Raw genomic sequence first — 18372 nt, forward strand, 5'->3', positions numbered from 1 at the left:
TTTCTTATAATCGGTTAGATTTCCAGTTCCGGACGTTTGTCTACAAGAGTCGTTTCATAGCCGTCTTCACGTACTATCGTCGCTCCGCCTTTATAGGTGATGTTTACATCTTCCCCTTTCCGGGTAGAGCGGATGAAAAACGAAGGAGCACCCTCTGCCGAGACATTCACCTTGATAATCCAGCTCCCCACTTTGATGCGTCCGTCGGGAAGTATCTCCGGGTCGGCGACAGGGCGGGAGAGAAGATGTGTGTTTATAATGGTGGCAAAACGGTACGTCTTCTGTTTCTCGGAAGTCGCTGTGAAATGCCAATGGTTGGGATAAGCGGCAAACTGTCCTTTGGCATCTGCGCGCAACCAGTTTACAGCCGGAGCAAAGAACTGGCTGGTCGTATCGGTCTTTAATGTGCCGCTTGAAAAAAGATAAGCGTCGGAAGCTCCGTTTTTGTTGGTAGCCTGTATGTGTACGAACTTATCTTTCTTGGTGACATTCATCGGATGGATGACCGTATGCAGCAGATAGTCCCAGGTGACAGGTTCGTCGGCTTCCAGTTCGTCGTAGATGAATACTAATCCGGTCTTGCCTAAAGCGACGGTGTGACGTCTGAAAGTTTTCAGGTGGTTCTTGTCCCAGCCGTTGGCAGGAGTGTATTCTATTCCGCCTTCTTTTCCGCGTTCCAGCCAGATAGGGGAGATTTCTTCGCCGTAAGCGTTGGAAGCGTCCCCCAAGAGGTATCCGATTTTTTCGCCTATATAGTAACGGGGAATCCAACCGTACCCTTCCGTACCGATACGCTGTCCCATGCCGTTCACCAGAATAGTGTTGTGAGCGCGGGTGGAACGGTGGCAAAGCATACTATGCTTGTCTACAAATGCGATGTGGTGACCGCTACTGTAAAAGAGCGAGCTTCCGCCGAAGAATGTGTTGAATGCGTTCTGGTTGGCAATGGCGTGCGAGGTGCTGCCGTAAGGGCTGCTTCGGAAACTGAACATGGCGTTTCCACCCACACGCTCCCAGTTGGTCATGAAGGAAGCCAGTCCGCTTTCCGGGAAAACATACCCCATCGGGAGATTGGCAAGCCCTTCGCCTTCGGGCAACGGTCTGTCGCATTGCAGGCGGAACCATGCCAGGCTGCCGGATTTGGAAGTCAGGAAACGTTTGTGGAAGTCGGGAGTAGTGGCGATGCGGCGCACATAATCGGCGGCATACGTATTGCCGGTCATGCGGGCTAATGCGTCGGCATATCCCACACGGATAGAGTTCGGCTTCATATTTCCCTGGTGTCCGCTACCGTTGCCGGCTGATTTGGAGAAAGGGGGCTGCTGGTAGAGGGTGTACATCACGGAACCCTGATACCACGGGTCGTTGAAGAAGTTGAATCCTGTGACGGTGGTATAGAAGTAGGGCACTTCGACAAGCGTGCGGAAATTGACCGCAAAGTAACCGTCGCCATTGTGCCAGGCTCCATCTTTGTTCAGACCGGGAAAACGTGCCAGCCAAACGTTGTAGCAGTAATCCGCCCATGTATCCGCTTCAGGGAGCTCACCGTACACGCTGAATGCTGCAAATGTGAAAATGCGCAGGGTCATCTGCCATACGTGATTGTCGGCTATATGATTTTCCAACCGGTTGTTAAAGTTATTGTAGGATTCACTGCCACGTTTTTTAATCTCTTTCAGCAAAGTTTGCTTCTGCCCTTCGTCCAGCAGGTCGTAGAATGAATCATAAGCCAATGAGCTGAGCGAAAGCATGGTAAAAGCGTTGAAGTCGCCCATGACATTTTTGTTCTCATCCCAGCCGACCATTTCTATCACACGCTTTATAGCTTCTTTGCTATATTTCGTGTCCTGTGTCAGCAGATAGGCACGTATCAGCAGCTCTACATTGGCTTCTTCCTGATCGATGATGCGGCGGCTTTCCCTGGTTAACATGGCACTGCGTTGCATGGCGTTGTCCAGACCGTCAGCCAGTTTGGTATTAATGTTATTGACAGACTGCATCGGAGTCTTCAATACTTTATCGGCTTGTTCCAAATACCACTGGTACTCCGGTTTCGACCGGCTGTTTTTCATAAAGTCCGCCCATTGGTCTTTCTGCACCAATATACGCGGATGACTTTTGGAAAGGTTTGCCTGCATCGTCTTGAATGATGGCGGGCAGAACTTGTCCGGATGGGCTTCAACCGTGAACTGCAAAACGGAAGACCATTGAGTCTTTCCTCCTTCATTCACATATCCGTATTGCCAGTACCATACACCGGGAGCTAAATCTTTCTCCGGATTGAAGAAAGGCCAGCGGGTCTCTTCCTGAATCACATTACTTTTCAGCGCTGCATCTTGCGAGTAGCGTAACTGGTATTTCAAACGGGACTTGTCTACTTTCTTCTTGCGGGACTTCATTCCGTCCAATACTTCTTCGGAAGTATCTATATCTGCCTGCAAAGGCCATTGGAACGAGACTGCACGGTCGGACACCGTTGCTTTGTCCAACGGCGACGGGGTGGCACGCATCTCGTGCATAAGCGTTACGTCCGTAAGTCTGATCCGTGCCGGCTTCTCTTGTGCCTGTACACCGGACACCAGACAACAAAGTAGTATGCTGCTGATTAATTTCTTCATGGTATTATTTAATAATTAGGATTGTTTTTGCTTTCAAACATCGGATTCAACTGGAGTTCGTCCAGCGGAATAGGGAATAATTCATGTTTGCCCTTTTGGAAATTGTCTCCGGCAGGATAAGAACTCTTCACTGATGAACGGCTGCTGAACAAGGTTAATGCCTCTTTGATAACTCCCCAGCGGATAAGGTCGTATTTACGTTGCCCTTCAAAAGCGAGTTCAAAACCACGCTCCCAATAAAGTGCCGTACGGAACTTGCCGGCATCGTCAGCATCGGAAATAAAGTTGAGTTTGTACACTTTCTCTTTCATCAGTTCGGTGTAATTTTCTGTGGTAATTTCTCTGGCTCCGGCACGTTTGCGTACGCTGTTGAGCAGTTTCCATGCTTCGGATGTATCACCCGTTTCATTGTAGGCTTCGGCTGCCATCAGTACGACATCCGCATAGCGCAGATAGCAGAAGTTGACATCGGTAACGTTCGGGTTCTTGTATCCGATAGGCATCCATTCGCGGCGCCATTTGCCGGGATACCAGTCTTTTCCGTTCTTGTTAACCACTTTCACGTGATTGTAGATTTCTTTGTCCCAGTTGTATTTATAGTCGCAAATCATCACGTCACGGCGTTCGTCCCCCGTTATTACATTACCGTCTGCGTCTTCTTCCTGTACGTCAAAGAATGCTTTCCATTCGGGAACCACCCGGAACATCGCATTGGCACGTCCCATGAACTGGTTGACTTCAGTGACGGAGATGCCGGGATGCGCAACCAGCGGGCCGATGTAAGTCCCCCAGTAGCCTTTGGCTCCTGTATTTCCGTCCGGACTATAAAATGCGATTTCAAAGATGCTTTCTACAGAGTTAAGTGTTCCTGCCGAGAAACCTTTGAACAGCTCTCTGTAACCTTCGGGATAGAAATCATGATAGCCGTTTGCTTTGAACTCTTCCCACTCTTCGATAACAGCTTCAAAATATTCTTTGCGCTTGGCATCGTCCGGGCGGGTAATGCTTCCGTTCATTTGAAGACTGTATCCGGCACGTTGCAATAGTACGCGCATAAGCAATCCGCGTGCAGCGCCTTGGGTGATTTTCTCCGGGGTAACGGCCGGGGTAGCCCACGATAAATGAGTCTTGGCAAAATTCAGGTCGTCAATAATCTGGTCGTAGATTATTTCTCTGCTGCAACGTGGTTGGAAGACATTTTTGTCTACATTCGTAGAAGTCGTTTTGAAGGGAACATCTCCCCAGTAACGCACCAGATTGAATGCATACAAGGCTCTCAGGAATTTAGCTTCTCCGACCAGTGATTGCAGCTCTTTGTCTTTCTCATAATCAGCCATGCCTTCAATACCTTCAACGGTATAATTGGCACGTTCAATTCCGGTGTAGTTGCCTTGCCAGACGCTATTTACCCATGTGTTTGAACTGGTCACTTTGTAGTGGGCGATGTCCCGCCGGCCTTTGTCCGAAGTCACTCCCGACACATAATAAGTATCGTCCGAACAGGGAAACGCCATGTCCATATACCCATAAAGTTCCGGAAGTCGTTCGTATACTCCGGTAACGGCCATGGCGGCCTTTGCCTTTGTGGAGAATATGTCCTTTTTCTCGTAATAAGAGTTGGGGTCTTCAGTCAACAGGTCGGCACAGGAAGTATTGAGCAGACCTCCTGCCAGTATACCGAGCGCATAAAGATATGTTTTGTAGATTTTCATTTTTCCGTTATTTTAAGGTGAATTAAAAGGTCACATTCAGACCGAATACGTAGGAATGGCTTCTCGGATATGCTCCGTAGTCTACTCCGGGAGTCAGGTTGCTGCCTTTGGTAGAAACTTCCGGGTCGAATCCGGTATAGGGAGTCCAGACAAACAGGTTGCTGCCTGTTGCATACAGGCGGAGTTTCTGGATGCCGGCTTTCCGTATCCATTTTCTGGGGAAGTTGTACCCGATAGTCACGTTGCTTAGCCGCAGGTAAGAGGCATCTTCTACTGCCCATGAGTGGATATAGGTGTCTCCCTGTTCCATATCGTTGACAACGGCTGCGCTTTTGCCTGCATTTAATGCGGCAAGCTCTTGCGGGTCTGTTATAATGTCACCATTCCGGTTGATGGTCATCCAGCGCTTGCTGCTGTTCACTGCATCCAGTACGTTGTATCCGGATTTGCCGGCTTGGGTATTGGTCAGTTTGGTGGCATTCAATACTTCGCCTCCGTAGGAGAAGGTAAAGAATATGCTCAGGTCGAAATTCTTATAAGTGAAAGTGTTGTTCAATCCGCCGAAGAATTTCGGATTGGCTTCACCGATAACCGTCTGGTCGTTTTCATCAATCACTTTGTTCCCGTCGGTATCGGCAAATTTCCACATACCCGGTTGCGTTTCACTGCGGGAACCTCTGTAAGGGATTCCTTCTTTCAATGTGTATTTTTTAGTGTTCGGGTCATAATCAAAGTCCTCTACCTGATAAAGTCCGAGGGTACGGTATCCGTAGAACTGTCCGATTGACTTGCCTACTTCTATCTTGTGTGTCTTTTGGTTATAACCGAATTTGGCTTCTTCGAGGAAGTATTGCTCTCCGGACAATGCTTTGATCGTATTCTTGTTGTGAGACAAGTTGAAGTTGGTATTCCATGTGAAGTTGCGTTTTTGTATGTTGACGGAACTGATGGTCAGGTCGACGCCGATGTTCTGCGTCTTTCCGATATTGCGAATCATATTGCTGTATCCTGAAGAGCTGGGTATGCGTGAGTTCAGGAGTAAGTGGGTACTTTCGTTCACGTAAAACTCCGGGGATATAGTCAGGCGTTGTTCCAGAAAACCTAAATCCAGTCCGATATTGAGTGTGTTGTTGGATTCCCATTGAAGCATTTCGTTCGGGATAGCGGTCGGTACGTATCCGGGCATATTACTTTCACCATTCGGATATTTCACGGAATTCAGCAGGTTCAGTGAAGCATAACTGCCGATGCGGTTGTTGCCCGACATACCATACCCGACACGTAACTTCAGGTCGGAAAACAAGTTCAGGTTCTTGATAAACTTCTCCTCGCCCATACGCCATGCGGCAGAAACGGAAGGGAAAAGTCCCCATTTCTTGTCCTCACTGAATTTGGAAGAACCGTCGGCACGTAAAGTAGCGGTCACCAGATATTTTTCTCCGAAATTGTAATTGAACCGGGTGAAGAAGGACAGTAATTTGTCATCGTAATTGGCATTGGAAGTAATGGAACCCGGAATGCCGAGGTTCATATCATCCAGGTTAATATCGTTATTGGGGAAATTGGTGGCACTGGCGCGCATATTGCGTGTCCATCGTGATACCCATTCCTGTCCGAGCATAGCGACTAATTTATGCTTTTTCTTCTTGTATTCATAGTTGAGCACATTGGAAGTCTGGAAGCTGCTGTTTTCCGCGTATTGGATATATCCGTTGGCGCTGGAACGTTTTCCGATGCTGGATTTCTCTCCATAAAAGACATCAAAGCGCGTGGTTTGGTAACGCATACCGGTATTGTTGCGGAAACTGAATCCTTTGGCAATATTGAAAGTCAGCCCTCCATTGGCTTGGAAAGTACGCAATTGCCTTTTGTTTATTTCTTGGGCGGCAGAGGTGAGCGGATTCTGCATCGGATTGCCTTCTTCGTCGGTGATATTGTCTTCTTCATTCTTCAGCAGGCTCTCGTCATCTCCATAGATCCCTTTGGTGGGGCGATATTGCAGGATATGCTCCATCTTGTTGAAACGGGTGGACTGGTCGGAAGTCCCCATACCATATATATAGGTCTGGTCGTAGTTTACACGGGCATTGACAGAAATACGCTTGGTAGGTTTGTGGGAAAGGCTGAATGAAATATTATGCTTGTCGTTTCCGCTGTACTGCATAGCTCCAAGGTCTTTGAAATAAGTATAGTTCAGGGAGTATTGCAGTTCCTTGTTTCCTCCGGAGATGCGTACACGGTAATTCTGTGAAGTGGCTACTCTTCCTAAAGTCTCTTCCTGCCAGTCGATTCCGGCGTAGTTGCCGTAGTTTTCATCAATATCCAGGAAAGAACCGTAGATAGACTGGAAACTTTTCACTCCTGTTTCACCGTTGAATTGTAATCTGCGCTCATAATCCAGCAGGACAAACTCCTTGGTAGAGAGTACCGGCAGTTTGCGTGCCAGAGTCTTCACGCCTACATAACTGTCGAAACTGATACTCATCTTGGAACCGTCTTTGTTTCCTTGCTTTGTGGTGATTACCACTACCCCGTTTGCTCCGCGTGCACCGTAAATGGCAGTTGCCGAGGCATCTTTCAGGATATCAATCGTTTCAATCTCGGCAGGGTCGATAGTAGACATTCCGTCTTCGCTGGGGAAGCCGTCGATAATATAAAGAGGTTCATTACTTTGCGTAATGGAAATACCACCGCGTACACGTATGGAAATGGTAGAACCCGGGGCACCTTCACTTTGGGTTATTTGTACACCTGCCACCCGTCCCGCCAATGCTTGGGTGACGTCGGAAGTAGGCATTCTCATCAAATCTTCGCTTTTTACGGAAACCACAGAACCGGTCAGGTCACTACGCTTACTGGTTCCGTAACCTACCACAACCACCTCGTCCAATGCTTTGGCATCACTTTGCAGCGTGACATTGACGACCGTTTTTCCTTTTACGTGTACTTCCTGTGTTTTCATTCCTATATAAGAGAATACGAGAATGTCTTTAGCGGCATTGTTTACCTGAATCTTGTAATTTCCGCTTAAATCACTGATTGCACCGACGCCGGGAGTACCTTTCAGGGTAATGTTGGCACCGATCACCTCAAGACCTTCCGAGTCTAAGACCTTTCCGGTGACAGTCAGGTTTTGTGCTTTGACCGTAAGTGCGGTGCAAAGGCAAACCGCAAGAAAGAGAAGTTTTTGAATGTTTTTCATATCAATTCTATTCGTTGTTTTCTGGATTAAGAATCTATGGCAAAGATAGATGCTTTTCTTTCTATTACTATTTTAGTATTGTTTTTCCTTTTTTTGAAAACAGATAGAGGGCTTTTGAAATCGTCTAAAACCCTTTAGAATTTATCCCGATACCTGTTGTGATGCTTGTAGGGAAGGTGGCAGATCTCTGTTACACCTTATTTATATAATAGTCTGAATTATAATTTACTTTGAAATCTTCCAGAGATGACTTTTTGTTTTCCGATAATATCTTTATATCTCTTGTTATTCAACCGGATAAATCCAAAAAAAGGAAGAAATTGTTTGCCAATTCAAAGAAAAGCCGTACTTTTGCAAGCCGATTATTATCACAAAATGATAAGAGATTAATTCATAGCTAGTTAGTATTCCTTTGTCCGGGGAAGACTAATAAGTGGTGAAGACAATTTTAGTAGTAACATTTAAAAAACAAAATTAGAGTGGATACTTTAAGTTACAAGACCATTTCTGCAAACAAAGCGACTGTAACCAAAGAATGGGTTATCGTTGACGCTACAGACCAGACTTTAGGTCGTCTGGGAGCAAAAGTTGCAAAATTGCTGAGAGGAAAGTACAAACCAAACTTTACTCCTCACGTAGACTGCGGTGATAACGTTATCATCATCAATGCAGACAAAGTAAAACTGACTGGTAACAAATGGAATGACAGAGTATATTTGTCATATACTGGTTATCCTGGTGGTCAGAGAGAAATGACTCCTGCTCGTTTGATTACAAAACCGAACGGTGAAGAGAGATTACTGAAAAAAGTAGTGAAGGGCATGCTTCCTAAGAATATTCTGGGAGCTAAATTGCTGAACAACTTGTATGTTTACGCTGGTAGCGAACACAAACAGGCTGCACAGAACCCGAAAATGATTGATATTAATTCATATAAATAAGATATAATGGAAGTAGTAAATGCATTAGGCAGACGTAAACGTGCTATTGCACGCATATTCGTAAGCGAAGGTACAGGAAAGATTACTATTAACAAGAGAGACCTTGCAGAGTACTTTCCATCAACTATTCTTCAGTATGTTGTAAAACAACCATTGAACAAGCTGGGTGCTGCTGAGAAGTATGACATCAAGGTTAACTTGTGTGGTGGTGGTTTCACAGGTCAGTCTCAGGCATTGCGTTTGGCAATCGCTCGTGCACTGGTTAAGATGAACGCTGAAGATAAAGCTGCTCTTCGTGCAGAAGGCTTCATGACTCGTGACCCTCGTTCTGTTGAACGTAAGAAACCGGGACAGCCGAAAGCTCGTAGAAGATTCCAGTTCAGCAAGCGTTAATGTGCTGCCTGATAGAGGAATATGTTTAGTATCTAAACTACTGGGACTCTGCTCATAGACTACCCAGCGGTTGGTTTAGAAAAAACAAAAAAGAAAGTAAACGATTTAAAGAAAAAACAAGATGTCAAGAACAAATTTTGATACATTATTGGAGGCTGGTTGCCACTTCGGACACCTTAAGAGAAAGTGGAACCCTGCAATGGCTCCTTATATTTTCATGGAACGCAATGGTATTCATATCATTGACCTCCACAAAACAGTTGCAAAAGTAGACGAAGCTGCTGAAGCTTTGAAACAGATTGCCAAATCTGGCAAGAAAGTTCTTTTTGTTGCTACTAAAAAACAAGCTAAACAAGTTGTGGCTGAGAAAGCTCAATCTGTTAATATGCCTTATGTAATCGAGCGTTGGCCGGGTGGTATGTTGACTAACTTCCCGACTATCCGTAAGGCTGTGAAGAAGATGGCTACTATCGATAAATTGACTAACGATGGTACATATTCTAACCTCTCTAAGAGAGAAGTTCTTCAGATTTCTCGTCAACGTGCAAAATTAGACAAGACTTTGGGATCTATCGCTGACCTGACTCGTCTGCCGTCTGCATTGTTCGTAATCGACGTAATGAAAGAAAATATCGCAGTTCGCGAAGCTAACCGTTTGGGTATCCCTGTATTTGGTATCGTTGATACTAACTCTGATCCTTCAAACGTGGATTTCGTAATTCCTGCTAATGATGACGCTACTAAATCAATAGAAGTTATCCTGGATGCTTGTTGCGCTGCAATGATCGAAGGTTTGGAAGAAAGAAAAGCTGAAAAGATCGACATGGAAGCAGCTGGTGAGGCTCCTGCTAACAAAGGCAAGAAGAAATCAGTAAAAGCTAGACTCGACAAGTCTGACGAAGAAGCTATCAACGCAGCTAAAGCTGCTGCTTTCATCAAGGAAGACGAAGAGGCTTAATATATAAAATGTGCCAATTTGCTAATGTGCAAGGGTATTGTTATACACTTGCATCTTGATTGGCAGATTGGCACATTTTTTTGTTTCGAAAATTATTATTCATTTAAATAAAGGAAATTATTATGGCTGTAACTATGGCTGATATTACCAAGCTGCGCAAAATGACCGGAGCTGGTATGATGGATTGCAAGAATGCATTAACAGAGGCTGATGGCGATTACGACAAGGCAATGGAGATTATCCGTAAGAAAGGACAAGCTGTTGCTGCTAAGCGTTCTGAACGTGAGGCTTCTGAAGGTTGCGTTCTGGCTAAGACTACCGGTGACTATGCCGTTGTCATTGCTTTGAAGTGTGAAACTGACTTCGTAGCTCAGAATGCTGACTTTGTGAAACTGACTCAGGATATTCTTGATCTTGCTGTGGCTAACAAATGCAAGACATTGGACGAAGTAAAAGCATTGCCAATGGGTAACGGTACTGTGCAGGATGCAGTGACTGACCGTAGCGGTATCACAGGTGAAAAAATGGAACTTGATGGTTACATGACTGTAGAAGGTGCAAGCACTGCTGTTTACAATCACATGAACAGAAATGGTCTTTGTACGATTGTTGCTTTTAACAAGAACGTTGACGAGCAGTTGGCTAAGCAAGTAGCTATGCAGATTGCTGCCATGAATCCGATCGCTATTGATGAGGATGGTGTTTCTGAAGAAGTGAAGCAAAAAGAAATCGAAGTAGCTATCGAAAAGACAAAGGCTGAACAGGTACAGAAGGCTGTAGAAGCTGCTCTGAAGAAAGCTAACATCAACCCGGCTCATGTAGACAGTGAAGACCACATGGAAAGCAACATGGCTAAAGGTTGGATTACAGCTGAAGATGTAGCGAGAGCAAAAGAAATCATTGCTACTGTTTCTGCTGAAAAGGCTGCACATCTGCCTGAACAAATGATTCAGAACATCGCTAAGGGTCGTCTGGCTAAGTTCTTGAAAGAAGTTTGCCTGCTGAACCAAGAAGATATCATGGACGCTAAGAAGACTGTAAGAGAAGTGTTGGCTGCTGCTGATCCTGAACTGAAGATTGTTGACTTCAAGCGTTTCACTTTGAAAGCTGAATAATCTGATTCAAATCTTGTTAAGTATTACTTACTTGCCAAGTCATTTTTTACATTTAAAATTTAGGAAAAGAGTTCGGTATTGCACCGGACTCTTTTTCTTTAAGGCATATCTTAGGGATAGGGACTATTTCAGTGCTTTATCTATTTGCTTCATCAGCGTATCTATGGCTCCATCTTCATAGCCGGTAGTAGCTGATATTACTTTTCCTTCTTTGTCTATTAAATAACTTCTGGGAATCATTTTGGTGGCAAATTTACCTGTAACTTCCCGTTTGGGATCCGGGTAGAGGGGAAATGTAAACCCTTTTCTTTTATTGTATTCCGCTAATTGGTCGTCTGTATGCTCGCGACCGATTACTAACATACAGAAATCCTTGTTGTTTTTATATTTAGGCCAGAGTGTTTTCTGAACTTCAGCCAGTTCGCTTTGGCAAGGACCGCACCAGGTGGCGAAAATATTGATTAATACAACTTTCCCTTTTAGATCTGCAGAGTTTACAGTACCGTTTGCTGTTGAATGAAGGGTGAAAGCAGGCATATTGTCACCTACCTTGACAATATCCATATCACTTTCTTGTGCGAATGACAGCAGCGAGAATAGTGTTGCCGCACAGAATAATATTACTTTTCTCATATCTTGTATTATTTAATTTAACCTCCTACGCCTTTGGTTTTAGTATATCCTTCTTTGATGAGTAGATCTATGATCTTGGTCTTGAAATCTCCTTGTACCATTATCTCTCCGTCTTTAGCTGAACCGCCTACTCCACATTTGCTTTTCAGTAACTTGCCCAGCTCTTTCAAATCATTATCCGTACCCACAAATCCGGTAATTAATGTTACCACTTTACCACCCCGGTTCTTTTTGTCAATGGAAACCCGCAGGTTTTGCTTGTCTTTGTCGAGGGTAACCTGTTCTTCATCGTTATCCATTTCATAGCCGAAGTCCGGATTCGTGGAGTACACAACGTTCAATCTATCTTTCCAATCATTATTTTTCATACTTGTTATTTTTAATCCTTTTCAAAAGTATTAAACTTATCGAAAAGAGCAAAATTTGAGTCTCTTTTCATCGTTTTGTTTAATCTCTATTAAGGTTTTCTGTTATAGGGTTGTCAGTCTCAAAAAATAATGTACTTTTGCAAAATACCAAATTTTGTAAGAAGTATGAGCACTTATATACGAAAAGAGGCGGATAAAGTGCCGGAGCCTACCTTGCGCAGACTTCCCTGGTATCTGTCCAATATAAAACTAATGAAAGAAAAAGGGGAGCAGTATGTCTCTTCTACACAAATCTCTAAGGAAATAAATATTGACGCTTCTCAAATCGCCAAGGATTTGTCATACGTCAATATCTCGGGGCGTACGAGGGTTGGATACAATATTGATGCGTTGATTGAGGTGTTAGAGAGCTTTCTTGGATTTACCAATATGCACAAAGCCTTCTTGTTTGGTGTAGGTAGCCTGGGTGCTGCTTTGCTTCGGGATTCAGGTTTGCATCATTTCGGACTGGAGATTGTGGCTGCTTTTGATGTGAATCCGGAACTGGTGGGAAAAGACCTGAATGGCATTCCTATTTTTCATTCCGATGACTTTGAAGCAAAGATGAAAGAATATGATGTAAATATCGGTGTATTGACCGTACCTATTAATATTGCTCAGGAAATTACAGATAAGATGGTAGACGGAGGCATAAAAGCCGTATGGAACTTTACTCCTTTCCGAATTCGTGTGCCTGAGAATATAGTGGTGCAGAATACGTCTCTATATGCTCATTTGGCTGTTATGTTTAACCGATTGAATTTTAACGAGAAATAATGAAGATTATTGCAGTAGGAATGAACTACGCCCAGCATAACAAAGAACTGGGACATACACAAGTAAATACGGAGCCGGTGATTTTTATGAAGCCTGATTCTGCTATTCTGAAGGATGGCAAACCGTTTTTCATTCCCGACTTTTCTAAAGAGATACATTATGAAACGGAATTGGTAGTCCGTATCAACCGATTGGGGAAAAATATCGCTCCCCGTTTTGCTAACCGCTATTATGATGCAGTGACTGTAGGTATCGACTTTACGGCTCGTGACCTTCAGCGAAAATTCCGTGAGCAGGGTAATCCTTGGGAGCTTTGCAAAGGTTTTGATTCGTCGGCTGCTATTGGAACTTTTGTTCCGGTGGAGCACTATAAGGATATTCAGAATCTTGACTTTCATTTGTTGATCGACGGACAGGAAGTGCAGCGTGGCTGTACGGCAGATATGCTTTTCAAGATAGATGATATAATCGCTTATGTCAGCCAGTTTGTAACTTTGAAAATAGGTGACTTGCTCTTTACAGGGACTCCTGTAGGCGTAGGCCCTGTTAGTATCGGACAGCGTTTGCAAGGTTATCTGGAGGAAGAAAAACTGCTGGATTTCTATATTCGTTGATCTTTTTTTATTCATTAGTACTCATTTGTTATACAAAATATGAAGATAAGAGTAGGCTTTGGTTTTGACGTACATCAGTTGGTCGAAGGACGTGAGTTATGGCTGGGTGGCATTCTTTTGGAACACACAAAAGGATTGTTAGGGCATTCGGATGCTGATGTATTATTGCATGCTGTTTGCGATGCTCTGTTGGGGGCGGCGAATATGCGTGATATTGGCTATCATTTCCCTGATACTGCAGGAGAATTTAAAAATATAGATAGCAAGATACTGCTGAAGAAAACAGTGGAGTTGATTGCTACTAAAGGATATAAAGTAGGCAATATCGATGCAACCATTTGTGCCGAACGCCCGAAGTTAAAAGCGCACATTCCTTTGATGCAGGAGACAATGGCAACTGTTATGGGGATTGACATGGATGATATTTCCATTAAGGCGACTACTACTGAGAAACTCGGTTTTACAGGTCGTGAAGAAGGTATATCGGCTTATGCTACTGTGCTGATAGAAAAGATTTCTTAACCCCCTAAAACAAATAATTATGATTCGTCTTTTAAAAATCTACTTAACACTTGCCTTTTTATTGGTAACGACTTTTTGTATGGCTCAGAAGAGTGAACTGAAATTTAGTAAAGATGGTAAATTCAAGATTGTACAATTTACCGATGTGCATTTTAAATATGGAAATCGGGCTTCAGATATAGCTTTGGAACGTATTAATCAGGTGCTTGATGACGAACGTCCGGATTTAGTGATATTTACCGGTGATGTCGTTTATTCTGCTCCGGCGGATTCCGGAATGTTGCAGGTACTTGAACCGGTAGTTAAGCGTAAACTGCCTTTTGTGGTTACTTTTGGTAATCATGACAATGAACAGGGAATGACACGGGAACAGTTATATGATATCATCCGTAAAGTTCCCGGCAATTTATTGCCTGATCGCGGAACTGTTTTGTCACCGGATTATGTATTGACAGTGAAATCGTCTTCTAATCTAAAGAAGGATGCTGCTTTGCTTTATTGCATGGATTCTCATTCTTATTCTCCTTTGAAAGATGTGAAAGGGTATGCATGGCTTACATTCGACCAGATAAATTGGTATCGTCAACAGAGTGCGGCTTATAAAGAGCAAAACGGTGGACAACCTTTGCCGGCTCTTGCTTTTTTTCATATTCCTCTTCCTGAATACAATGACGCTGCCCGTAGCGAAAATGCAATTCTTCGTGGAACTCGTATGGAGGAAGCCTGTGCACCTAAATTGAATACAGGAATGTTTGCGGCGATGAAAGAAGCTGGCGATGTGATGGGTATGTTTGTAGGACACGACCATGATAATGATTATGCTGTGATGTGGAAAGATATCCTTTTGGCTTACGGACGCTTTACCGGTGGAAATACGGAATATAACCATTTGCCGAATGGAGCCCGTATTATTGTATTGGATGAGGGTACCCGTACATTCACATCCTGGATTCGTCAGAAAGACGGTGTGGTGGATAAAATCTCTTATCCGGCAAGTTTTGTCAAGGACGATTGGACTAAACGTTGAGACTTGCGAACTTCACGTGGCTAAGGCGCGTGTATTTTGAACCATAGCTTTCATATTGGCGTGATACTTTCGCTGATGCGACGTAGATAATATCTCCCAGTCGGTATTCATGTTCTATCCCAGATAGAGTGCATGAAATCGCACTGGGATTTTTTGATGGAATACTCATAATGACTAAGTTTCCACTGGCATCGGTCAAAGTCAGTATTTGCTTGACAAAAAACTGTGGGGTAGTGCCGTTCACTCTTGTTTTGTATGGATCATCTTCCAATCTTACCCGAGTGACTTTTAATTTTAAGTCTGTCAGCTTTTCTCCTAATTCTCCCAGATAGCGGCTGGGTGAACGCTTCTCCCTCGACTTTCTTATCATTATGTCCAAATGTATGGAATAATAAGCTTGTGCTATTTTGACGAAACGTTCCTGTTTAGGTATTTTGGGAATGAATTTGTACGCTACCCAACTTAGGTAAGCGGGATCTATCTTGAGGATTTCATGGAGAAAATGTCCCCGGTATTTTCCGAAGAAGATAAGGTCGTCACCATTGCTCTGCATTCTTTTCTCATTGTAATCTACCAGGATGATACAACGTCTCGAATAATAAAACATCGTGCTGGCCATCCGCAGGGAGTCGTTGATGTCCGGTGACAGGTCATGTATATAAAGAATGGATTGTTTTTCGGGCAGGGGAGAGTACAGCCAAAGGGAATAGTTTGGTTTCCCCGGTCGGGGCAACACCACCAGGTAGACTCCTACCTCTTTAAAAGAGGCTCTGCCCCGGTTGTACTCATTCAATTTGGCATACAATAAGGCTTGCTCGTTTTCGGAAATGCCCGGTAATCTTGGGTTAGCCATAATTGTTCTCGCTTTTGGTATATTTCAAATATAAGGATTTTCTTTCAGAAAAGCAATTTTTCTCTTTGAAATCTCGTACATTTGTATCCATGTAAATTTTCAAAATTCGAATGGAAGAACGAAATAAGAGAGTATTGGTAGGTATGAGTGGTGGCATAGACAGCACCGCTACTTGCTTGATGCTGCAAGAACAAGGATACGAGATCGTGGGAGTTACTATGCGTGTGTGGGGAGATGAACCGCAGGATGCCAGAGAGTTGGCTGCACGGATGGGGATTGAACATTATGTGGCAGATGAACGTATTCCTTTTAAAGAGACCATTGTAAAAAACTTCATAGACGAATATAAGCAGGGGCGTACGCCGAATCCGTGCGTGATGTGCAATCCGTTGTTTAAGTTCCGTGTTTTGACAGAGTGGGCGGACAAGTTGAATTGTGCATGGATTGCTACCGGACATTATTCACGGTTGGAAGAGAAAAACGGATACACGTATATAGTAGCCGGAGATGATGATAAGAAAGACCAGTCGTATTTCCTTTGGAGATTGGGACAGGAAGTGCTGAAGCGTTGTATCTTTCCGTTGGGAGATTATACGAAAGTGAAAGTTCGCGAGTATCTTGCGGAGAAAGGATATGAGGCAAAGTCGAAAGAAGGGGAAAGTATGGAAGTCTGCTTTATTAAAGGAGATTATCGTGATTTTCTTCGTGAACAGTGTCCTGAACTGGATAGTGAAATCGGACCGGGATGGTTTGTCAACTCTGAAGGGGTGAAGTTGGGGCAACATAAAGGGGCGCCTTATTATACAATCGGTCAGCGTAAGGGATTGGAGATTGCTTTAGGAAAGCCGGCCTATGTATTGAAAATCAACCCGCAGAAAAATACCGTGATGCTTGGGGATGCCGACCAATTAAAAACAGAATACATGTTGGCGGAGCAGGATAAGATTGTGGATGAACAGGAACTGTTCGGATGTGAGAATCTGACAGTACGGATTCGTTATCGCAGTCGTCCTATCCCCTGCCGGGTGAAAAGATTGGAAGACGGACGTCTGTTAGTACGTTTCCTCGAAACGGCTTCGGCCATTGCCCCGGGACAATCTGCCGTGTTTTATGACGGGAGACGAGTGCTGGGAGGAGCTTTCATTGCTTCTCAAAGAGGAATCGGGTTGGTGATTATAGAAAATGAAGGATTATGATTGATTAAAAAGAAAGATAACTTATGAAGAAGTTTATAGTATTGATTCTCGCTTTAAATATGTATTTGGGTGTGTTTGCACAGTTTACTCCGGAGGATACCTTAAAATATCGAATTAGCCTGAAAGACAAGGCGGCTACAGACTATTCCTTGCAGAAACCGGAAAAATATTTGTCTATGAAATCTATAGAGCGTCGAAAGAAACAAGGATTACCCATTGATTCCACGGATTTGCCGGTCTGTAAGAAATATGTAGATGCTATACGGAAGACAGGTGTCCATGTACTCGTTACCGGGAAGTGGGATAATTTTGTTACTGTTTCTTGCAATGATAGTACTTTGATTGACGAAATAGCAAAGTTGCCTTTTGTACGTTCCACGGAAAGAGTGTGGAAAGGTATCACACAAAGAGCCCTTCAAAGAGATTCGTTAATAAATAAACCGGTGCGTACCGATAGCCTTTACGGTCCTGCAATCACACAGGCGGCAATGAGCCGTGTCAATCTTCTGCATGATGCGGGCTTTAAGGGACAGGGAATGACTATTGCCGTAATTGATGCCGGATTCCATAATGTGGATAAGATTGATGCAATGAAAAATATCCGTATTCTTGGGGTGCGTGACTTTGTGAATCCGGAAGCGGATATTTATGCTGAAAGTAGCCATGGAATGTCTGTATTATCCTGTATGGCCATGAATCAGCCGAATGTGATGATTGGCACAGCTCCTGAAGCTTCTTATTGGTTGCTGCGTAGTGAGGACGAATATTCGGAGAATCTGGTAGGAACAGGATTACTGGGCGGCAGCCATTGAGTTTGCCGATAGTGTAGGAGTGGATCTGGTGAATACATCGCTTGGATATTATTCATTTGACGATCCTGCGAAGAATTATAGATATCGTGACTTGAATGGTCATTATGCGTTGATGTCTCGTGAAGCTGCGAAGGCAGCCGATAAAGGAATGGTCGTTGTTTGCAGTGCCGGAAATTCGGGGGCAGGTTCGTGGAAGAAAATTACCCCTCCGGGAGACGCAGAGAATATAATAACGGTAGGAGCTGTAAATAAAAGGGGGGAGCTGGCACCATTTTCTTCTGTTGGAAATACGGCTGACGGACGTGTGAAACCGGATGTAGTGGCTGTCGGTCTGAATTCGGATGTGATGGGAACAGATGGTAATCTTCGCCGTGCCAACGGAACCTCTTTCTCTTCTCCGATTATGTGTGGTATGGTAGCTTGTCTGTGGCAGGCTTGTCCGAAGCTGACAGCGAAGCAGATTATAGATTTGGTACGTCAATCGGGTGATAGAGCCGATTTCCCGGATAACATATATGGATATGGTATTCCCGATTTGTGGAAGGCTTATCTTAACTTTTCTTCCAAGGAAAAGAAATAATGTGACTGCTGT

General features: G+C 44.0%; 15 protein-coding genes and 1 pseudogene. 10 read left to right on the forward strand and 6 right to left on the reverse strand.

All coding sequences use genetic code 11. The features are described 5' to 3' along the window. Nucleotides 1–14: 14 nt before the first annotated feature. From NXX38_RS10740 to NXX38_RS10750, 3 genes are read right to left on the reverse strand one after another with little or no spacing between them, the layout of a single operon-like run. Nucleotides 15–2618, reverse strand: coding sequence for a DUF4962 domain-containing protein (locus NXX38_RS10740; RefSeq protein ID WP_258979436.1), 2604 nt, complete (start codon nt 2616–2618; stop codon nt 15–17). An 8-nt stretch (nt 2619–2626) separates the two neighbouring features. Further along, nucleotides 2627–4330 carry a RagB/SusD family nutrient uptake outer membrane protein gene (locus NXX38_RS10745; protein WP_258979437.1) on the reverse strand — a complete coding sequence of 568 codons (1704 nt, stop codon included), beginning with the start codon at nt 4328–4330 and terminating at the stop codon, nt 2627–2629. 22 nt (nt 4331–4352) lie between these two features. Further along, nucleotides 4353–7532 carry a TonB-dependent receptor gene (locus NXX38_RS10750; protein WP_258979438.1) on the reverse strand — a complete coding sequence of 1060 codons (3180 nt, stop codon included), beginning with the start codon at nt 7530–7532 and terminating at the stop codon, nt 4353–4355. A 479-nt stretch (nt 7533–8011) separates the two neighbouring features. Here NXX38_RS10750 and rplM point away from each other — a divergent pair, with 479 nt between their 5' ends. The 4 genes from rplM (at nt 8012) to tsf (ending at nt 10939) form a co-directional block, all read left to right on the forward strand. Next, nucleotides 8012–8473, forward strand: a complete 462-nt coding sequence (rplM, locus tag NXX38_RS10755) for a 50S ribosomal protein L13 (RefSeq protein WP_004297202.1) — start codon at nt 8012–8014, stop codon at nt 8471–8473. Nucleotides 8474–8479: 6 nt separating this feature from the next. Continuing rightward, nucleotides 8480–8866: a 30S ribosomal protein S9 gene (rpsI, locus tag NXX38_RS10760; RefSeq protein ID WP_004297203.1), complete on the forward strand. Its 387-nt coding sequence runs from the start codon at nt 8480–8482 to the stop codon at nt 8864–8866. 121 nt (nt 8867–8987) lie between these two features. Next, nucleotides 8988–9824: a 30S ribosomal protein S2 gene (gene rpsB, locus NXX38_RS10765; protein WP_004305566.1), complete on the forward strand. Its 837-nt coding sequence runs from the start codon at nt 8988–8990 to the stop codon at nt 9822–9824. Nucleotides 9825–9946: 122 nt separating this feature from the next. Continuing rightward, entirely contained in the window at nt 9947–10939 is a 993-nt protein-coding gene (gene tsf / locus NXX38_RS10770; RefSeq protein ID WP_148366558.1) for a translation elongation factor Ts, read from the forward strand. A 123-nt stretch (nt 10940–11062) separates the two neighbouring features. Here tsf and NXX38_RS10775 read toward each other — a convergent pair whose 3' ends face one another. Together NXX38_RS10775 and NXX38_RS10780 are read right to left on the reverse strand one after the other, a co-directional pair. Further along, nucleotides 11063–11572 carry a TlpA disulfide reductase family protein gene (locus NXX38_RS10775; protein WP_148366557.1) on the reverse strand — a complete coding sequence of 170 codons (510 nt, stop codon included), beginning with the start codon at nt 11570–11572 and terminating at the stop codon, nt 11063–11065. Nucleotides 11573–11589: 17 nt separating this feature from the next. After that, entirely contained in the window at nt 11590–11940 is a 351-nt protein-coding gene (locus NXX38_RS10780; RefSeq protein ID WP_148366556.1) for a translation initiation factor, read from the reverse strand. Nucleotides 11941–12105: 165 nt separating this feature from the next. Between NXX38_RS10780 and NXX38_RS10785 the strand changes: the two genes are divergently transcribed. The 4 genes from NXX38_RS10785 to NXX38_RS10800 are packed head-to-tail and all read left to right on the forward strand — an operon-like array spanning nt 12106 to nt 14919. Further along, nucleotides 12106–12756, forward strand: a complete 651-nt coding sequence (locus NXX38_RS10785) for a redox-sensing transcriptional repressor Rex (RefSeq protein WP_008650453.1) — start codon at nt 12106–12108, stop codon at nt 12754–12756. Beyond that, nucleotides 12756–13370 (forward strand): fumarylacetoacetate hydrolase family protein, encoded by a 615-nt coding sequence (locus tag NXX38_RS10790; protein ID WP_148366555.1) that lies wholly within the window; start codon nt 12756–12758, stop codon nt 13368–13370. The genes NXX38_RS10785 and NXX38_RS10790 overlap by 1 nt, the downstream gene beginning before the upstream one ends. Nucleotides 13371–13409: 39 nt before the next feature. Further along, a complete protein-coding gene (gene ispF, locus NXX38_RS10795) occupies nt 13410–13892 on the forward strand; it encodes a 2-C-methyl-D-erythritol 2,4-cyclodiphosphate synthase (RefSeq protein WP_004297210.1) in 483 nt (160 codons plus the stop codon). Nucleotides 13893–13911: 19 nt separating this feature from the next. Beyond that, nucleotides 13912–14919, forward strand: coding sequence for a metallophosphoesterase family protein (locus NXX38_RS10800; protein ID WP_148366554.1), 1008 nt, complete (start codon nt 13912–13914; stop codon nt 14917–14919). Here NXX38_RS10800 and NXX38_RS10805 read toward each other — a convergent pair. Continuing rightward, entirely contained in the window at nt 14909–15772 is an 864-nt protein-coding gene (locus NXX38_RS10805) for a hypothetical protein (RefSeq protein WP_148366553.1), read from the reverse strand. The genes NXX38_RS10800 and NXX38_RS10805 overlap by 11 nt on opposite strands. 110 nt (nt 15773–15882) lie before the next feature. Between NXX38_RS10805 and mnmA the strand changes: the two genes are divergently transcribed. Both mnmA and NXX38_RS10815 read left to right on the forward strand, forming a co-directional pair. Beyond that, a complete protein-coding gene (gene mnmA, locus NXX38_RS10810; RefSeq protein ID WP_148366552.1) occupies nt 15883–16968 on the forward strand; it encodes a tRNA 2-thiouridine(34) synthase MnmA in 1086 nt (361 codons plus the stop codon). A 23-nt stretch (nt 16969–16991) separates the two neighbouring features. Continuing rightward, nucleotides 16992–18360 (forward strand): annotated as a pseudogene (locus NXX38_RS10815) (S8 family peptidase). The last annotated feature ends 12 nt before the right edge of the window (nt 18361–18372 follow it).

The organism is Bacteroides sp. BFG-637, assembly GCF_024793605.1.
GTDB lineage: Bacteria > Bacteroidota > Bacteroidia > Bacteroidales > Bacteroidaceae > Bacteroides > Bacteroides vicugnae.